This window comes from Streptomyces sp. NPDC020875, assembly GCF_040641415.1.
Classification (GTDB): Bacteria; Actinomycetota; Actinomycetes; order Streptomycetales; family Streptomycetaceae; genus Streptomyces.
In genome coordinates this window covers 15266-30883 of the sequence record NZ_JBFADP010000050.1, presented here as the reverse complement: position 1 = coordinate 30883, position 15618 = coordinate 15266, and the positions used below count along the sequence as shown (strand labels likewise).

Annotated in this window: 14 protein-coding genes; 4 read left to right on the top strand and 10 right to left on the bottom strand. The window is 70.1% G+C overall.

Translation table 11 applies throughout. From position 1 onward, the window contains the following. The first annotated feature begins 35 nt into the window (after positions 1 to 35). Positions 36 to 1049, top strand: a complete 1014-nt coding sequence (locus AB0G74_RS25930) for a TIGR03842 family LLM class F420-dependent oxidoreductase (RefSeq protein WP_361150586.1) — start codon at positions 36 to 38, stop codon at positions 1047 to 1049. Here the strand turns inward: AB0G74_RS25930 and AB0G74_RS25925 are convergent. Both AB0G74_RS25925 and AB0G74_RS25920 read right to left on the bottom strand, forming a co-directional pair. After that, positions 1016 to 2968, bottom strand: a complete 1953-nt coding sequence (locus tag AB0G74_RS25925; protein WP_361150657.1) for a KedN5 family methylcobalamin-dependent radical SAM C-methyltransferase — start codon at positions 2966 to 2968, stop codon at positions 1016 to 1018. The genes AB0G74_RS25930 and AB0G74_RS25925 overlap by 34 nt on opposite strands. A gap of 365 nt (positions 2969 to 3333) precedes the next feature. After that, the gene (locus AB0G74_RS25920; RefSeq protein WP_361150583.1) at positions 3334 to 3465 is read right to left on the bottom strand and encodes a hypothetical protein; all 132 of its coding nucleotides are present in this window, start codon (positions 3463 to 3465) and stop codon (positions 3334 to 3336) included. A 75-nt stretch (positions 3466 to 3540) separates the two neighbouring features. On the opposite strand from AB0G74_RS25920, the gene AB0G74_RS25915 reads away from it, so the two are divergent. Further along, a complete protein-coding gene (locus AB0G74_RS25915) occupies positions 3541 to 3951 on the top strand; it encodes a DUF6027 family protein (protein ID WP_358827727.1) in 411 nt (136 codons plus the stop codon). Between the two features lie 19 nt (positions 3952 to 3970). On the opposite strand, the gene AB0G74_RS25910 is transcribed toward AB0G74_RS25915, so the two are convergent. Genes AB0G74_RS25910 through AB0G74_RS25880 form a run of 7 tightly spaced genes read right to left on the bottom strand, consistent with a single transcriptional unit; the run spans position 3971 to position 11954 of the window. Beyond that, complete coding sequence (locus AB0G74_RS25910; RefSeq protein ID WP_361150580.1) at positions 3971 to 4861, bottom strand: arginine deiminase family protein; 891 nt, start codon at positions 4859 to 4861, stop codon at positions 3971 to 3973. A 37-nt stretch (positions 4862 to 4898) separates the two neighbouring features. Next, positions 4899 to 6152 carry a sulfotransferase gene (locus AB0G74_RS25905; protein ID WP_361150577.1) on the bottom strand — a complete coding sequence of 418 codons (1254 nt, stop codon included), beginning with the start codon at positions 6150 to 6152 and terminating at the stop codon, positions 4899 to 4901. After that, complete coding sequence (locus AB0G74_RS25900) at positions 6145 to 8076, bottom strand: methyltransferase domain-containing protein (RefSeq protein WP_361150574.1); 1932 nt, start codon at positions 8074 to 8076, stop codon at positions 6145 to 6147. The genes AB0G74_RS25905 and AB0G74_RS25900 overlap by 8 nt, the downstream gene beginning before the upstream one ends. Further along, positions 8073 to 8525, bottom strand: coding sequence for a rubrerythrin family protein (locus AB0G74_RS25895; protein WP_361150572.1), 453 nt, complete (start codon positions 8523 to 8525; stop codon positions 8073 to 8075). The genes AB0G74_RS25900 and AB0G74_RS25895 overlap by 4 nt, the downstream gene beginning before the upstream one ends. A 1-nt stretch (position 8526) precedes the next feature. Beyond that, positions 8527 to 9270 carry a methyltransferase domain-containing protein gene (locus tag AB0G74_RS25890; protein WP_361150569.1) on the bottom strand — a complete coding sequence of 248 codons (744 nt, stop codon included), beginning with the start codon at positions 9268 to 9270 and terminating at the stop codon, positions 8527 to 8529. After that, complete coding sequence (locus AB0G74_RS25885) at positions 9267 to 10286, bottom strand: sulfotransferase (RefSeq protein ID WP_361150567.1); 1020 nt, start codon at positions 10284 to 10286, stop codon at positions 9267 to 9269. Before AB0G74_RS25885 ends, AB0G74_RS25890 begins: the two co-directional genes overlap by 4 nt. Positions 10287 to 10289: 3 nt before the next feature. Then, positions 10290 to 11954, bottom strand: a complete 1665-nt coding sequence (locus AB0G74_RS25880; RefSeq protein WP_361150565.1) for a radical SAM protein — start codon at positions 11952 to 11954, stop codon at positions 10290 to 10292. Positions 11955 to 12129: 175 nt separating this feature from the next. Between AB0G74_RS25880 and AB0G74_RS25875 the strand changes: the two genes are divergently transcribed. Together AB0G74_RS25875 and AB0G74_RS25870 are read left to right on the top strand one after the other, a co-directional pair. Further along, positions 12130 to 13284 (top strand): sulfatase-like hydrolase/transferase, encoded by a 1155-nt coding sequence (locus AB0G74_RS25875; protein ID WP_361150563.1) that lies wholly within the window; start codon positions 12130 to 12132, stop codon positions 13282 to 13284. Beyond that, on the top strand, positions 13281 to 14636 hold the full coding sequence (locus AB0G74_RS25870; RefSeq protein WP_361150560.1) for an MFS transporter: 1356 nt from the start codon (positions 13281 to 13283) through the stop codon (positions 14634 to 14636). The genes AB0G74_RS25875 and AB0G74_RS25870 overlap by 4 nt, the downstream gene beginning before the upstream one ends. On the opposite strand, the gene AB0G74_RS25865 is transcribed toward AB0G74_RS25870, so the two are convergent. Continuing rightward, positions 14544 to 15503, bottom strand: coding sequence for a ParB N-terminal domain-containing protein (locus AB0G74_RS25865; protein WP_361150558.1), 960 nt, complete (start codon positions 15501 to 15503; stop codon positions 14544 to 14546). The two genes, AB0G74_RS25870 and AB0G74_RS25865, sit on opposite strands and share 93 nt — an antisense overlap. Between the last annotated feature and the right edge of the window lie 115 nt (positions 15504 to 15618).

The window sequence follows — 15618 nt, the reverse complement described above, 5'->3', positions numbered from 1 at the left end:
TCCCGGCACCGGCATTTCCCAGCAAGGAGCGATGTATGGACTTCGGCCTCGTTCTGCAGACCGACCCGCCCGCGTCCCGGGTCGTGGACCTGATGAAGCGGGCCGAACGGAACGGCTTCCGCTACGGCTGGACCTTCGACTCGGCCGTGCTGTGGCAGGAGCCGTTCGTCATCCACAGCCGGATCCTGGCCAACACGCAGAAGCTGCGGGTCGGACCGATGGTCACCAACCCGGGCACCCGTACCTGGGAGGTCACCGCCTCCACCTTCGCCACCCTCAACGACATGTACGGCAACCGCACGGTCTGCGGTATCGGGCGCGGGGACTCCGCGATGCGGGTCGCCGGCCGGGCCCCCAACACCCTGGCCCGGCTGGGAGAGGCCGTCGAGGTGATCCGTGACCTGGCCGAGGGACGCGAGGCGGAGGTCGACGGCAAGCCGCTGCGGATCCCGTGGATCAAGGACGGGAAGCTGCCCGTCTGGATGGCCGCGTACGGACCGAAGGCGCTCGCCCTGACCGGCCGCAAAGCCGATGGATTTATCCTCCAACTGGCCGACCCCTACCTCACGGAGTGGATGATCAAGGCCGTACGGCGGGCCGCGACCGAGGCGGGCCGCGACCCGGCGTCCCTCACCGTCTGCGTGGCCGCCCCCGCCTACGTCACCGCCGACGGATCGCCCGAGGCCCTGGCCCACGCCCGCGACCAGTGCCGCTGGTTCGGCGGGATGGTCGGCAACCACGTCGCCGACCTGGTCGCCCGCTACGGCGAGCACTCCTCGATGGTCCCCGAGGAGCTGACCGAGTACATCCGGGCCCGCCGGGGCTACGACTACAGCCACCACGGCCGCGCCGGGAACCCCTCCACCGACTTCGTCCCGGACGAGATCGTCGACCGGTTCTGTCTCCTCGGCCCGGTCGAGGCCCATATCGAGAAGCTGCGCGCCCTGCGGGACCTCGGTGTCGACCAGTTCGCGATCTACGACATGCACGACGCCCGCGAGGCGACCATCGACGCCTACGGCTCCGACATCATCCCGCTGTTCGGCTGAGCCCGGCGCCCTCGGCGGGTGGCCGCCTCGTCGTACGGCGTACTCGGCCGTTCCACCGTCAGCCGCCGGATCTCCAGGCAACGGCCGGCGTAGTAGGTCGCGAGTTCGTGATTGTCGAGATAGTCGCCGAACCCGACGCGAAAGGCGAGCGTCAGCTCGACCGGCGAGGGTTCGGCGTCGAACGGACGGCCCGCCCGGATGGCGTCGAGGACATCCGGCATCGCGTACTGGAACCGCAGACCGCGGCGGATGTAGTGCGGCAGACCGTCGATGCCGCGTACCTCGGCGTCCCCGGCCTCCGCTCCGGAGTAGATCGGCCGGGTCGCGCCGTCGTACCGGAAGATCTCGTTCAGCAGCGGTCTGTGCCGCTCGGGCACCTTCGGCAGGATCGCCTCCTCCCACCACCGCCGGAAGACCGGCGCGAACCGGGGGTCGGCGTAGAGCCTGTGCAGCGACTCGACCACCAGTCCGGAGTCGGTGAACTCGCGGCCGTGACCGAGCAGCTCGGCCACGGCGGGATCGGCCGAGTCCTGGCACCAGTCCGAAAGGAGCAGCAGTACGGCGCTCTGGGTGAGCCCGGCCAGCTCCCGCAGCGGCACCCAGATATGCCGGAAGTACATATTCTCGCTCATCAGCCGGGCCCAGAACATGAACCGCTGCATCATCGTGTTCTCCGCGACCGTGACGGTGCGGTTGGCGAGAACGTACTCGAAGTCGTCGTTGTCGCCGCGCACGGTGACGAAACCGTGCTCCTCGCGATTCTCCGTATAGCTCGTATTGGGCAGCAGCAACAGGGGATAGACGGCGATCCGGGAGACATGCTCGGAGAGTCGGTCGTAACCCGTCAGGAAGGAGTCGACCGTCTCACCCGGCGCGCCCCAGATCAGCTCGGCGTAGGCGTCGAGTCCCTCCGCCGCGAGCCAGGCCGCGAGGTCCCGCCACTCGTTGAGCCGCATATTGCTCCGGCCCATGTCGCGCAGCGCCGTGTCGTCCAGGGTCTGCAGCGCCACGGTGAACGAGCTCTGGAACCCCTCGGCCTTCATCCGGCGGATGATGTTGTGGAACGTCTTGGACTTGTTCTTCGCCCACGACGTCTCCAACGACTGCGGGAACCCGTATTTCTCGCGTGTTCTGACGAGGTCCTCGACGAACTCCGCGTCCGGCTGCCGCATACCGAAATTCGAGTCGCACAACACCACCGTCGGAATCCGGTGGAAGCCGAAGACATCGAGTTCCGCGCGCAGCCGCTCGCGGGAGAAGTCACGCATCCGCTGACCGACCGCGCCACCCCAGTAGCAGAACGAGCACTTGTACGGACAGCCCCGGTTGGTCTCCATCAGCGCGACGTCGTAGCGGAACCGGCCGTGGTGGTCCAGCATCGGAATGGCCCCGGTGAGAAAGGGCGACGGAATGCTGTCCAGATCGTCGATGCGCGGTGGTTCGGCGGTGGTGTGGACCGTGCCTTCCTCGTCGCGGTACGAGATTCCCGGCACCCGCGCGAGATCGTACGGCGACTTCTCCTCCAGGACGGCGAGCAGCAGATCGCGGAAGGTGAACTCGCCCTCGCCGTTGGCGACGACATCGACCTCGGGGAAGCGTCGGAAGACCCGCTCCGCCTGGTGCGCGACATGCGTTCCGCCGAAGACGACCCAACCGTCCGGGCGGATCGACTTGTAGGTCTCGGCGAGCGCGCCGAACTGATTGAAGTTCCAGCCGAAGACCGAGAACGCCAGCACGTCCGGTACGACGCCGGAGAAGAGGGTGCGCGCCATCGAGCCGAGTGATTCCCCGCCGCGGAAATTCTGTATTCCCACGTCGAACTCGGGGCCCACCACGGGATCGGCCTGTGCCGCGGCCGTCAGATACCCGGCGGCCAGCGGCATCGATTCCTTGGGCATGTCCCAGGCGCCCTGCTGCACGATCAGCGCGCGGCCGCGCTTCTCCCGTGAACGCGGTCGTGGTCGTGGAAAAGGAAGGCTGGACTGACTCACTGTTCTGCCCCTATGCGGTCAGGCCCCCGGGTACCCGCGGGCGATCGCCCGCCGTACATCGTGTGAGATCCGCTGCTCCGACGGTGTCCGCCCGGTGTCCGCCGGTGGCTCACCCGGTCGCGTCGTCCATGGCGCGGCGCGGGGAGGCCGGACGCGGGTCGGTCCAGTTCTCCTCGACGTGGGCCGGGCACGCCGCCCGGCCGTCCGGGCCGTCCGGACGCGTGGCGGGCTCGCTCGGTCCTCGTTGCGGGGACGCCCCGGCCCGCCCGTGCGGGAGGGCCGGGGCGGTTGCATCAGATGCGGTAGCCGAGGCTGCGCAGCTGCTGGCGGATCGCCTCGTCGTCGACCGTGACGGTGCCGCTGGTGGCGGCGGTCGAGTCGGCCGGAACGAGGGCGACTTGCTCCTCACGAAGGGTCTCGTTCACTGGTACTCCTCTCCTCATTTCGGTGTTCATCCTTGCCCGGTGGGACAAGCTCGGTGCCGCCCTTAGGGTGGCGTCATGGACGGCGACATGGATGACCTGGCCTACGACGCGACCGGTACGCCGACAGTTCGGCTGCGCCGATGGGAACGGTGCTGGCCGGCGGACGACCCGCATGCCAACTTCAAGGCTGAGGTGGTCGATTACGGGCTCCTCGATCCGCTGGAGACCGTGCGCGGGATGTCCCGGAACCTCGACATCCCGGTCGGTGCGATCGCCCGGTACGTACTGGCGAAGTGGGCCACCGGCGGCAGCGGCGGCCTGCTCGAACTCGGGCCGGTGATGGTGCCGCGGCTGTGGGAGCCGATCGCGGCCGCGGAGGAGGCCGATTCGGACGAGCAGCGGCTCGCTGCGTACCACCAGCTCCGGCAGATGATCTCCTGGCTGAAGGTGCCGCTGGACGACCCCACCGTGTACCCGCCCCAGTAACCGGCCGAGTGACCGGCTCTCAGTGGTCACGGCGCACCACCCCGGTCACACAGCCGATCCCGCCGGCCGCCCGCAGGTACTCGCCGATGCCGATCTCGTCGACGGCGATACCCGCCCGCTCCAGCGTCCGCCGGATTCCCGGGCAGCCCGCGGGCATCAGGACCCGCCCCGGCGCGAGTACCAGCAGATTCATGCCACGCCCCACCAGCAGCTCCTCGTCCGGTGGCAGGGCGATCACCCGGTAGCCGTACTCGGCGAGCAGCGCCGTCAGCTCCGGCGGGCACGCCGCCCGGTGGACGACCGCGGTGGACGAGTCGAGGAACACCACCGTCCCCAGCAGATGCTGTACGCCCGGCCCCAGCGGCACCGTCACCACCCGTGCGCCCAGTCCCGCGACCGCCGACGCGACCTCGGCCGCGCCCGCCGCGTTCGTCCGGAACCCGGTACCGACGAGCACCGTCGACGGGTCGATCCACAGCGCGTCGGCGCCCTCGAACACGGCGGTCCCGGACACCGTCCGCAGGATCGGGAACCCGGCCCCGGCCAGGGCGAGCGCGGCATGCCGCTCCTCGCCCGCCCGCTGCGCCGACGCCATCCGCGCCAGCACCGCCCCGGCCGGGGTCATCCAGAACAGGTCCCGGGCGAACACCACGTTCGGCGTCGCGTCGGGGGCCGTCAGACGGACCTCGACCCCGTGGTCCCGGAGGCGGTCCGCCAGGGCTTCGTACTGCGCCCGCATCGCGGGGAGGTCAACCGCCCCGAGCATGAGGGAGGCCCCGGGCCGTCGTACCCCGGCGATGCTGTCCGGCGGGCGGACCAGCAGTACCGACCGCAGCGCGGCGGTCTCCGACCGGTACCCGCACGGCTCCCACACCCCTCCGGCCGCGACTTCGTCCGTATGCGACGCCATCCGGGGGACCCACCCCGGGCCGCCGTGGGTGCTCGGCTCAGATCCAGTGATCGTCATGGGCGTAACCAAGCCTCTCCGCCATCGCGAGGACATCGGCGCTCAGAGCGGACCGGATCTCCCCTTCCCGCACCCGCCACCGGCCGGGGCGCGGTGCGGCGGTGGCCACGGTGGCGGCGATGCCGTCGGTCGTGGCCCGCCTCAGCGGCCCGTCGAACGGGATTCCCAGCCAGTCCGCGATCCGCTCGACGGCGTCCACCCGGGCCTGCGGACCGCTGATCAGGTCCTCGAAGCGCACCGTGTGATCCGCCCCGTGCGCGAGCACCGCACGATGGTTCGACAGCCACTGGTGGGCGCAGACCCGGGGCAGGTCGGCGGCGGTGTACCCGGACCAGCCGGGTGGCAGATCGAACTTCCACCAGTGCCGGTCGGCCGGCCGTACGTCGGCGTATCCGGTGATCCGCAGCGGCTCGTCCAGCCGGTAGGCGTGGAAGCCGTGGTGCAGCCACCCGTCGACCAGCCCGTTGACGGAGGCGGCCGGGTTCCTGGTCAGATGCAGCACCCGCAGCCGCGCGTCGGGGAACACCGCCCGCAGGAAGCCGAGCCGGTAGGCGTTGCCCGGTGTCTTGATCACCAGTGGTCTGGTGGCGAGATCGTGTTCGTTCGCGGGCCGCCACGGGCGGGGCAGGACGAAGGGCGGCTCTTCGAGCAGTACGTCACCGGGAGGCCCGGCCGGTCGTGGTCCCGGTGACTGCCCGGGAAGGTCGTAGTACCAGGGGTTCACGCCGGTCATACCGATCAGCGCCCGCGCGAACCGGGGGAGATCACGGTCCAGTACCGCCTCCGCGGTCCGCACCAGGTCGACGGGGTCGAGGCCCAGCTCCGGCCACTGCATGACCAGCCGCCATGCCGCGTCCGCCGCCAGGTTCTCCACGCCGGTGCCGGGAGAGCCCGCGTCCAGTGCCAGTTCCGCCTCGAACAACGCCCGGGACCGGGGCGGCAGCGTATGCCAGTGCGCCGCGTCCAGCGCGTCGGATCCGGTGCCGCTGTGCGGGTGGTCGAGGCCGACCAGCCGGAGCAGCGGATTCAGCTCGGCGCGCAGATGCAGCAGATGCGGCGAGGACCGCAGCAGCTCGGCGAGCATGCTCGACCCGCCCCGCGAACTCGACGCGAGGACGACCAGGTCGCGAACCTTGGTACGGAAGTGCGGCACCGGCGTGCCCCGCAGCGGCCGCAGCAGCTCCAGCCCGCGGACGACCTCGTCGACCGGGCGTTCCACGGTGCGGCTAGGCATGGAGGGGTTTCCGTACCGAGTACACACACCACCGCCACCGGTCGCGGACCGAACCGTCCGGCAGCACCTCGAACGGGTGGACGTCGCGGACCTCGCGCGGCGCGTCGTAATAGAGGCGGTAGATCTCCTGCCGGTTGGCCGGGGTCGTCTCATGGGTGTCGATCCACCGGTCGATCGACTCCCACAGGAAGTACTCCTCCATCCGTACGTCGGTGAATCCGCCGCCGGTGAGCAGCGCCCGGAAGTCCTCCTCGCGGAACATCTGGTACAGCAGCGGCTGCTTCTTCTTGAAGACCCGGAACATCCAGAACGCGTCCACATCCGCGTACGGCACGATCTGTCCGACGATGAACTGTCCGCCCGGCCGCAGCACCCGGTAGATCTCCGACACCGGCCGCTCCGGCTGGGGCAGCAGGTGCAGCACCTCACGGGTGACCACGAGATCGAAGCTGGCGTCGGGGAACGGCAGGTCGTAGACGGTGCCCTGGTGTACGACATCGAGCCGGGTGGACGCGAGCGCGGCCATCTCCGGGGTGAGGTCCAGCCCGACCATCTCGCCGACCCGGCCGCGGAACGCGCCGCCGACGACCCCGCTGCCGCAGCACACGTCCAGCATCCGGGCGTCCGGCGGCATCGCGCACAGCTCCGCGTGCTTGCCGAGCAGATCGTCGTCGGTGAGCCAGGCGCACGAGTCGTGCCAGTCCTTCGAGCGGATCCCGAACTGCCGCTGGTAGACCGCGTAGTCGACCTCGACGGCCCGGGTCCGGGAGCGGGCCGTCCGCCCGGCCAGCCGGGCGGCGAGCCTGGCCCGGCTCGCGTCGACGGCCCGTTCGGCGATCCGGCGGGCCAGCTCGGGGTCGGCCGCCAGCGCCCGCCGCACCTGCTCGGTGACGACGTCGAACACCCGGGCGCCCGCGTCCTCGTTGCGCAGGGTGCGTTTGGTCTGGCCGTCGAACCGCGCGTCCGGGATCCGGATCGCGATCACCGCGGTCAGCCCCTCCAGGATGTCGACCACGGTCATCTTGTCGGCGGCCGGGCCGAGGTGCTCGGCCACCACCCCGGCCAGCGCGCTCCGCAGGGCGTCCACATGCGACCCGCCCAGGTCGGTGCGGATGGTGTTGACGTAGCTGAAGATCTGCTCCGCGTACCCCTCGGTCCACTGGACGGCGGCGTCGATCACACAGCCGTCCCCGGCCCAGGTCACGGTGGCGGGCTCGGCGTGCACCTTCTCCGCGTCGCGGGCGCGGTACGCGAGCAGGCCCCGTACCCCGGTCGTCTCGCACAGCGACTCGTGCCGCCCGGTGCGGTGGTCGGTCAGTTCGATCCGCAGCCCCGGGTGGAGGTAGGCGATGTCGAGCAGCCGGGTGTGCAGCAGGTCCGCGTCGAGCACGCGGGAGGAGAAGATCTCCGGGTCCGGGCGGAACCGCACCCGGGTGCCGCGGCGGTCGCTGTCGCCGATCCGCTTGAGCGGGGTCTCGACCGAGCCCCGGGTGAACGACTCGCCGTGGTGCGCGCCGTCGCGCCACACCTCCAGCCGCAACCACTCCGACAGCGCGTTCACACAGGCCAGGCCGACGCCGTGCAGCCCGGCCGAGGTCGCGTACGAGGAGTGGTCGAACTTGCCGCCCGAGTGGAGTGTGGTCAGCACCAGCTCGCACGCCGGGATACCGGCCTCCGGGTGCGGGTCGGTGGGGATGCCCCGGCCGTCGTCGGTGACCGAGCAGGAGCCGTCCTCGTACAGCTCCACCGAGATCGCGCCGCAGTGACCGGCGGCGGCCTCGTCGACGGCGTTGTCGACCAGTTCGAGCACCAGGTGGTGGGCGCCGTCCGGGCCGGTCGACCCGACGTACATCGACGGGTTGCGGCGGACCGCCTCCAGCCCGGAGTAGACGGTGATCGCCTCGGCGGTGTAGTCGGTGGTCATGGCGCTCCGTTCCCGGCGAACCGCGGCTCGGTCAGCCCGGTGAGGGCCTGCTCCAGCCGGTCCACGTGCGTCTTCTTCAATGTGCACAGGGTCTCCAGCCAGCTCGCCACATCGGCCACACCGTCCGTGTGCGCCCGGGCCGCCAGGCCCGGGTAGCGTTCGGTGGCCTCCCCGAGGTCGCCACTGATCGCCGCGGCCAGGTTGCGGCGGGTGTCGCCGAGCGCGTGACCGGTCCCCGGGTCGTCGCCGCCCAGCAGGTCGCGCAGGACGTCCAGGTGTCCGTGGGCGGCGCAGGCCACGCTCTCGGCCAGCTCGCCGAAGACCCGGGCGGCCTCGGTGTGACCCTCGATCCCGGCGACCTGAGCGAAGTAGGTGTACCGTGCCGCGGTGGCCGCCTCGGTGAGGAAGGCGGCCCGTACACCGTCGGCGAGTGACTGGTCCGGTGCCATGTCAGATCCTCGTTCCCGAGGCGACGACGAACAGCATGTGGTCGGTGATCCGCCCGTCCGCCTCGGTCACCGAGTGCCGCGCCCGGAACGCGGGTGACGCCCTTCCGTAGAGGTCCCGGATGGCCTTCCGGGCGTCATCGCCGATCGCGCCGTTGTCTGCCCACACGTCCACGTCCTCCACCGATACGTATCGCTGTGACCGCACCGGGTCGCATCCCGCTCCGGTGAGCAGGTCCTCGACGTCGCCGGGGCGGAAGAAGTGCCGCCGGGCCGGGTTGCGCAGCCGCAGGATCTCGAAGTACTCGTCGCGGTCGTCGTCCCCGTAGGCGCACAGATGGGTCAGTACGATCCGCCCGCCCGGCCGGGTCACCCGCGCCATCTCCCGTACCGCGTCCGGCAGTGTCATGAACTGGATCCCCTGACGGCAGACCACCAGGTCGAACGTGCCGTCGTCGAACGGCAGCCGCTCCGCCGGGGCGATCACCAGCTCGTCCAGCGTGTCGCGGGCCTGTTCGGCCATCTCCGGGGTGATGTCGACCCCGACCAGCCGCGCCACCCGCCCGGCGAACAGCCGCGACACCAGTCCGGTACCGCACGCCACGTCCAGGACCGCGTCACCCGGCCGGGGCTCCGCCGCGGCGAGCATCAGCTCGCCGAGCGCGTCGTCGGTACACCAGGAACTGGACCGGTCATAGGTGCCCGCCCGGTCGGCGAAGTGCGTACGGACGGTTCCCGTTTCGTTCATCTGCTCTCCCCTGCCTGAACCAGAACGCTGACCGGCGTGGCGCCGCGGCGCAGCCGGCGGACGGTGGCGTCGCGCCGCCAGCGCCGGAAGTGGTTGCGGTCGGTGCCCAGCGATCGCGCCTCCACCGCCAGCCGTACCGCGAATCCGCGCAACGCGACACCGAGCGCACCGGGAACCGGTTCGTCCAGGGAGGCCGGGTCGAACGGGTAGCCGAGCGGCTCCATCACCCGCGCGGCCACGCTCTCCACCTGCCGCCGCTCCCGGTCGGACAGCCCCTGCTGATGGGAGCCGATCCGGGCCGTGGTGATCGGATCGCCCGCCGTGCGCCAGGACGCCGACAGCGACGCCGTCACCCGGGCGTTGCCGCCGAGGTGGTGCGCCAGCATCGCGGGCTCGACCGCCTCACCGATGAAGTCGCAGATCGCCGCGATCTCCCGGTCCGGCGAGGACACCAGGTCCTCGTACCGCACCAGGTGCACCACTTCCGGCCCCCGGCGTTCCAGGGCCGCGCGGGCGAGTTCCTGTTCGGCCTTCCACCGCAGCGCCATCCGGTACGGATGGCAGTGGCCGAACACCGCCCGCTTCGCCGACGCGGCGACATCCCGGGGATCGCGCACCAGCCACAGGAACCGGGCGTCCGGGATCTCGGCCAGCACCGTGTCGACGTGCTCGACCATGAACGTGCTCTTGCAGCCCCACCGCGCCGCGCCCTCCGCGACGCGGTACTGGTCGTAGATCGCCGACACCACGCCGAAGAGGGACGGGCGGGCCGCCGCGGTCACGGCGGCCCGGTCGATCGCATGGGGCCACGGGTGGATGTGGTGCCGGAGCAACCGCAGCGCGTCGCCCGTCATCGCCTCGACGTCACCGTCGTACGGGATGCCGGACAGGTACCGCATGAAGTGGGGCGGGTGCGGGACCGCGATCCGTGAATGCGCGTCCAGCACCAGCCGCAGCAGATTCGACCCGGAGCGCTCGGTCCCGATGATCAGGATCGGGCCGTCCTGAGGGGACACCGGTCAGACCCCGGCCGAGAGCTTCTTCGCGCCGCAGTCCATCAGAACGCTTCCGACCCCGGCCACCTCCGCGTCGGCCACCTTGTCCAGGGTGTACTTCTCGGAACCGGGGACCAGCGGCGCGGCGGCGGAGCTCCAGTCCGCGCGCCAGCCCGTCCCGGCGTACGACGTCGACCGCTCGGTACCGTCGGCCGGCTGCGGGTGGAAGTACTGGAAGTGCTCCGGCCAGTGCCGGAAGTCCATCACGGGGCCGGGCTGATAGGCGTCGTACACCCGCTTGTACGCGTCCCGGCAGACCCGCTCGGGCAGCCCGCTCACATTCAGGAACTCGTCCTCGTGCAACGCCTGTTCGATCGACAGCCAGTTCAGATGGTCGATCTCGGAGCGGATCACCTTGTTCCGCACCGCGTCCTGATACACCGTCGTACCGGGCATGGCCGACAGATACTTCACCCGGGTCACATGGTTGTACTGCTCGGCGAACTGCACCATGTGGGAGAGGGACTCCTCGGTCTCGTTCGGCAGACCGACGATCAGCAGCGAACCGAACCGCACCCCGCCCTCGAACGTGGTGCGCATCGCGCGGACCGTCAGGTTCTCACTGCTCCCCTTGCGGGCCTCGCGCAGCACATCGGTGCCCAGCGACTCGACGCCGTACAGGATGATGTCCGCACCCGCCTCCCGCATCGCGTCGATGCGCGGTACGTCCATATCGGCGCACCGGGTCAGACAGGTCCACCGCAGATCGTGCTGGGAGATCACATCGCACATCTCGATGGTCTGGCCGCGGTGCGAGCTGAACGTCAGATCGACGAAGAAGCAGAAATCCACCCCGTACTGAGTCTTCAGCCAGTCGAGATCGCGGTCCATCTTCTCCGGCGACTTCGCCCGGACCTGCGGGGTGGTGCGGTAGCAGAACGAGCAGTCCATCTTGCAGCCGCGGCTGTAGGACGAGATCACCTGCGGCTGCATACCGAGCGGCGACCGCGACTGGGGCCACAGGTCGAGCCGCATCCTGGGCAGCGCGTCGAGATCCATCATCTGGCCGCGCGGCGGGGTCCGGCGGGCCTTTCCCTTTTCGTCCCGGTAGCAGATTCCCTTGATGTTCGGGAGATCCTGCTGCCATGAGCCGCGGACGTAACTCTCCATCACTTCCAGGATGGTGATCTCGCCCTCGCTGATCACCGCGATATCGCAGGCGGTGTCGGACATGAATATCCCGGGAACGGAAGTGACGAGCGAGCCGCCGCAGATGATCGGGATGTCCGGGTGCGACTCGCGGACCATCGCCATCAGCGCGCGGCAGAACGGGAAGTTGTCCTCGAACGTGCAGATGCCGAGCACATCGGTGCCCTCGACGATCTGGTCGTACGCCGCCTGGAGCGGGTTCAGGGTGTAGCGGACGTCGATGATGCGTACCGGGTATCCGGCGTTGTGCAGCACGGTCGAGATGTAGGTCGCGCCCTCGTAGGGAGAGGTGAGGAAGAACTCCCAGCCGCGCGGCATGGTGAACGGCGAGGGCCCGACGACGAGCGTGAACCTCGGCATCGTGGGGTCGGTCGGCACCGGTTCGGTGTCCTGGTTGCGCATTTGATCGATATAGCGCTGGTCGACGGTGCCGTTGGCGTCGGCATACAGCTCCAGGGCCAGGGACAACTTGCGCGCCATGTGAATTCTCCCTCGCGTCACGGTCGTGGACGCTCTCCGCCAGGTAACTGTAGGGGCGGGATGTGCTGTTCAACACGGGTGTTCATTCCGCACTGTTCGCCGTTGCCGTACGCCGGGAGCCCGTTGTTAGCCTTCGGGGCCGCTGGCGTCGACAGAGGAATACAGAGGAATCCCGGTGACCACACAGCCGAACATCCTGTTCATATCCCTGGACACCGTGCGCGCGGACGTGGCCTATTCGGGGAAGTACCCCGGGGTGGAGCGGCTGCGCGCGGGCGGGGTCAGCTTCACCCAGGCGATCTCGTCCTGCCCGCTGACGCCGGTCAGCCACGCCACGGTGTTCACCGGCCTCCAGCCACCCCGGCACGGGGTCAGACACCTCTTCCGCGAATCGCTGGACAAGCGGGTACCGACCCTGGCCGAGTGCCTGTCGGCGGCCGGCTACACCACCGGCGCGGTGGTGTCCTGCCCCGGCCTGAACCAGTGGTACGGCATCGACCGCGGGTTCGACTTCTACGACGACGAGATCCCGCTGCTGCCGGACGGCCGGGACCCGCTGTCGGTCGGCGATGTGAAACTGCGCGGGCTGGCACTCAAGCGCGCGCCGGTGGTGGTCGAACGCGCCACCCGCTGGCTCCAGTCGCTGGACGGCGAGGAACCGTTCTTCCTGTTCGCGCACTTCTTCGACGCGCACTGGCCGTACGAGCCGCCGGAGGACGTCGGCGTCGAGGTGGCGAACCCGTACGAAGGCGAGGTCGCCTATACCGACCACTACGTCCAGCTGCTGCTGCGCCGGATCGCCGAGATGGGCCACGACATCGAATCGATGCTGGTGGTGTGCTTCTCCGACCACGGCGAGGACCTGGCCGGGTGGTACCCCAACGACCACGCCGGAGACCTCGGCCACCCGTACGAGGAGGGCCACGGCTGCCTGTTGTTCGACGCGACCCAGCATGTGCCGCTGATCATCAGCGGCCCCGGGGTGCCGGCGGGGATGAGCGTGGACAGCCAGGTGCGGCTGGTCGACATCATGCCGACGGTGCTCGACCATCTCGGGATGGAGCCCCGGTCGTCCGACGGCGCCTCGCTGACCGAGTTCTTCGCCAGTGGTACCGGGGCGTCCCGCGAGGCGTACTCGGAGACCTACTTCCCGCAGGAGCGGGCCGCCGCCTCGGACGAGTACCCGGACCTGAAGGCGCTGCACGCGGTCCGGGCCGACGGACGGAAGGTGATCTGGGAGGCGGACGGGCGGCAGGTGTGGGCCTACGACCTCGCCGCCGACCCCAACGAACTCGGCGGGCGGGTCCTCGTGTCGGATGAGGACGCGTGACGTCCAAAGCGGTCCCGGCGCCTCGTTCGGCCCGCCGGGTGCTGGTCGCGAGCACGATCGGCACCGCCATCGAGTGGTACGACTTCTATCTGTACGCGACGGCGTCCGCGCTGGTCTTCGGCCCGCTGTTCTTCCCGGGGTCGTCTACGGCTGGCGGTGTGCTCGCCTCGTTCGCCACCTACGCGGCCGGGTTCGTCGCCCGCCCGCTGGGCGGCCTGCTGTTCGGCCACTTCGGCGACCGGGTGGGCCGTAAGGCGATGATGGTGTGGACCCTGCTCGTCATGGGCATCGCCACCTTCGGCATCGGCCTGCTGCCCACCTACGAGACGGCCGGGGTCCTCGCACCGGTCCTGCTGGTGACCCTGCGTGTCGCTCAGGGCATCGGCATCGGCGGCGAATGGGGCAGCGCGGTACTGCTCAGCACCGAACACGGCCCGCCCGGACGCCGGGGCTTCTTCAGCAGCTGGCCCGCGATGGGCTTCGCGGTGGCGCTGTTCGGCAGCAACCTGACCTTCGTACTGATCTCCAAACTGCCCGAGGATGACTTCCTGACCTGGGGATGGCGGCTGCCGTTCCTCGCGTCGAGCGTCCTGGTCGGGATCGGTATCTGGGTCCGGCTCGGGGTCGAGGAGACCCCCGAGTTCGTCCGCGCCCGGGCGGAGAACCGGGCCACCCGGGTACCCGTGATCACGGTGCTGCGGCAGTGGCCGCGCCGGGTGGTGATCGGCATCCTCGCCTCGCTCGGCACCGGGTCGGTGATCGCCATGTTCACCGTCTTCCTGGTGGCGCACGCGGCCAAGTCCGGGCCGGACGTGCGGTCGGCCGTACTGACCGGACTGATGATCGCGGCCCTGGGCGAGTGCGTGACACTGCCGGTGTTCGGCGCGCTGTCCGACCGGTACGGCCGCAGACCGGTCATGATCTTCGGCTACGCGGTCGCGGTGGTGGCGATGATCCCGGCGGGCGCCTGGCTGTCCTCGGGCGACCCGACGCTGATCGCCCTGGTCTTCATCCCCGCCCTGACCATCGCCCACGGCGCGATCTACGGGAGCCTGGCGGCGTTCCTGGTGGACCTGTTCCCGACCATGGTGCGGTTCTCCGCGATCGCCGTGACCTACCAGGTGGGCGTCACGTTCTCCAGCTTCCTGCCGTTGATCGCGGTCGCCCTCACCGGCGGCACGTCCGCGCTGGTTCCGGTGATCGCGCTCTTCGCGGTGGTCGAGCTGGCGGCGGCGATCGCCGTGGCGTGCGCGCCGGACTCACGCGCTGACCCGGACCTGGCCCCGGAGCCGGCCCGCGAGCGCCGACCAGTCGGCAGCGCAGTCCATGGCGAGATCGGCGACGACCGGTGACCAGCGCTGCGGGACGGCGGCGGCGAGACGCTCCCACTGCGCGGCGTCGAGGGTGTTGGCGTCGAGCAGCCGCAGCAGCGCCCGGCCGGTCTCGGAGAACCGCAACGAGGGATCGGCGCGCAGCGAGAGCAGGAACCGGGCCCGCTCGGCGCGCGACGTACCGTCGGTGCCGATGTCCCCGCCTTCGCTGTCACCCGGTGCGTCGTTATCCGAGCGGGGTCCGGAAGAAAGGCGATGCCGCGCCGGAATAGGATCGTCGCCGCGGCGCATTCTTTCCCGGACATCCCGGGCGGTGCCGACCGATATTCCGGCGATTCGGGCGATCTCCCGCAAGGAGAGATCTGGATTGTTCGAGATCGCCCGACTCGCAATCGTACGGCCATGAGAGGCATCGAGTGGACGGACTTTCCCGTCGCGGCCGAGGCGGGTGTTCAACTGGGTCGCTTCCCCGGTTGAACATCGCCGGATCGCGGCCACCGTCTTGGTGGACAGCCCGGCCGTCGAGGCGATCAGACGGTCCGACAGGTGCGGATGGGACGCGAGGATCCGGGCGGCGGCCGCGGTGCGGTCGGCCAGCGTCAGCGGTAACCCCTGGGTCACATTGGCGCTGACGGCCACCATGAAGGCGTCCTCCTCGGTGCCGTCGACGAACCGTACGGCGATGCTGGTGTCGCCGCGCAGCTTGGCCGCGCGCAGCCGGTGCACACCATCGACGACCTGCATGGTCGGCCGGTGCACCAGGATCGGTGGGAGATCGTCCGAGCACTGCGCGAGCGCGCTGACATGGTCGGGACTGGCACCGGCCACCCGCACGAGACGGGTTTCGGTCAACTGGTCGACCGGCACGAACGCCGGTGGCGGGTCCATCGATCGCGTACCCCGCGGTGTCGGTGGCGGTGTCGGTATCTCTGTTCTGCTCATCCGAACTCCTCCAGATGGGCCAACCCACTTTTGCGCACGACTCGGCCGCGCTCGGCGGCGC

What these genes read in the sequence shown, in the direction of transcription:
- AB0G74_RS25910 (WP_361150580.1), bottom strand. Translation starts at nt 4,861, where the DNA reads ATGGCGTCGCATACGGACGAAGTCGCGGCCGGAGGGGTGTGGGAGCCG.
- AB0G74_RS25890 (WP_361150569.1), bottom strand. Translation starts at nt 9,270, where the DNA reads ATGAACGAAACGGGAACCGTCCGTACGCACTTCGCCGACCGGGCGGGC.
- AB0G74_RS25880 (WP_361150565.1), bottom strand. Translation starts at nt 11,954, where the DNA reads ATGGCGCGCAAGTTGTCCCTGGCCCTGGAGCTGTATGCCGACGCCAAC.
- AB0G74_RS25895 (WP_361150572.1), bottom strand. Translation starts at nt 8,525, where the DNA reads ATGGCACCGGACCAGTCACTCGCCGACGGTGTACGGGCCGCCTTCCTC.
- AB0G74_RS25905 (WP_361150577.1), bottom strand. Translation starts at nt 6,152, where the DNA reads ATGCCTAGCCGCACCGTGGAACGCCCGGTCGACGAGGTCGTCCGCGGG.
- AB0G74_RS25915 (WP_358827727.1), top strand. Translation starts at nt 3,541, where the DNA reads ATGGACGGCGACATGGATGACCTGGCCTACGACGCGACCGGTACGCCG.
- AB0G74_RS25900 (WP_361150574.1), bottom strand. Translation starts at nt 8,076, where the DNA reads ATGACCACCGACTACACCGCCGAGGCGATCACCGTCTACTCCGGGCTG.
- AB0G74_RS25865 (WP_361150558.1), bottom strand. Translation starts at nt 15,503, where the DNA reads ATGGACCCGCCACCGGCGTTCGTGCCGGTCGACCAGTTGACCGAAACC.
- AB0G74_RS25930 (WP_361150586.1), top strand. Translation starts at nt 36, where the DNA reads ATGGACTTCGGCCTCGTTCTGCAGACCGACCCGCCCGCGTCCCGGGTC.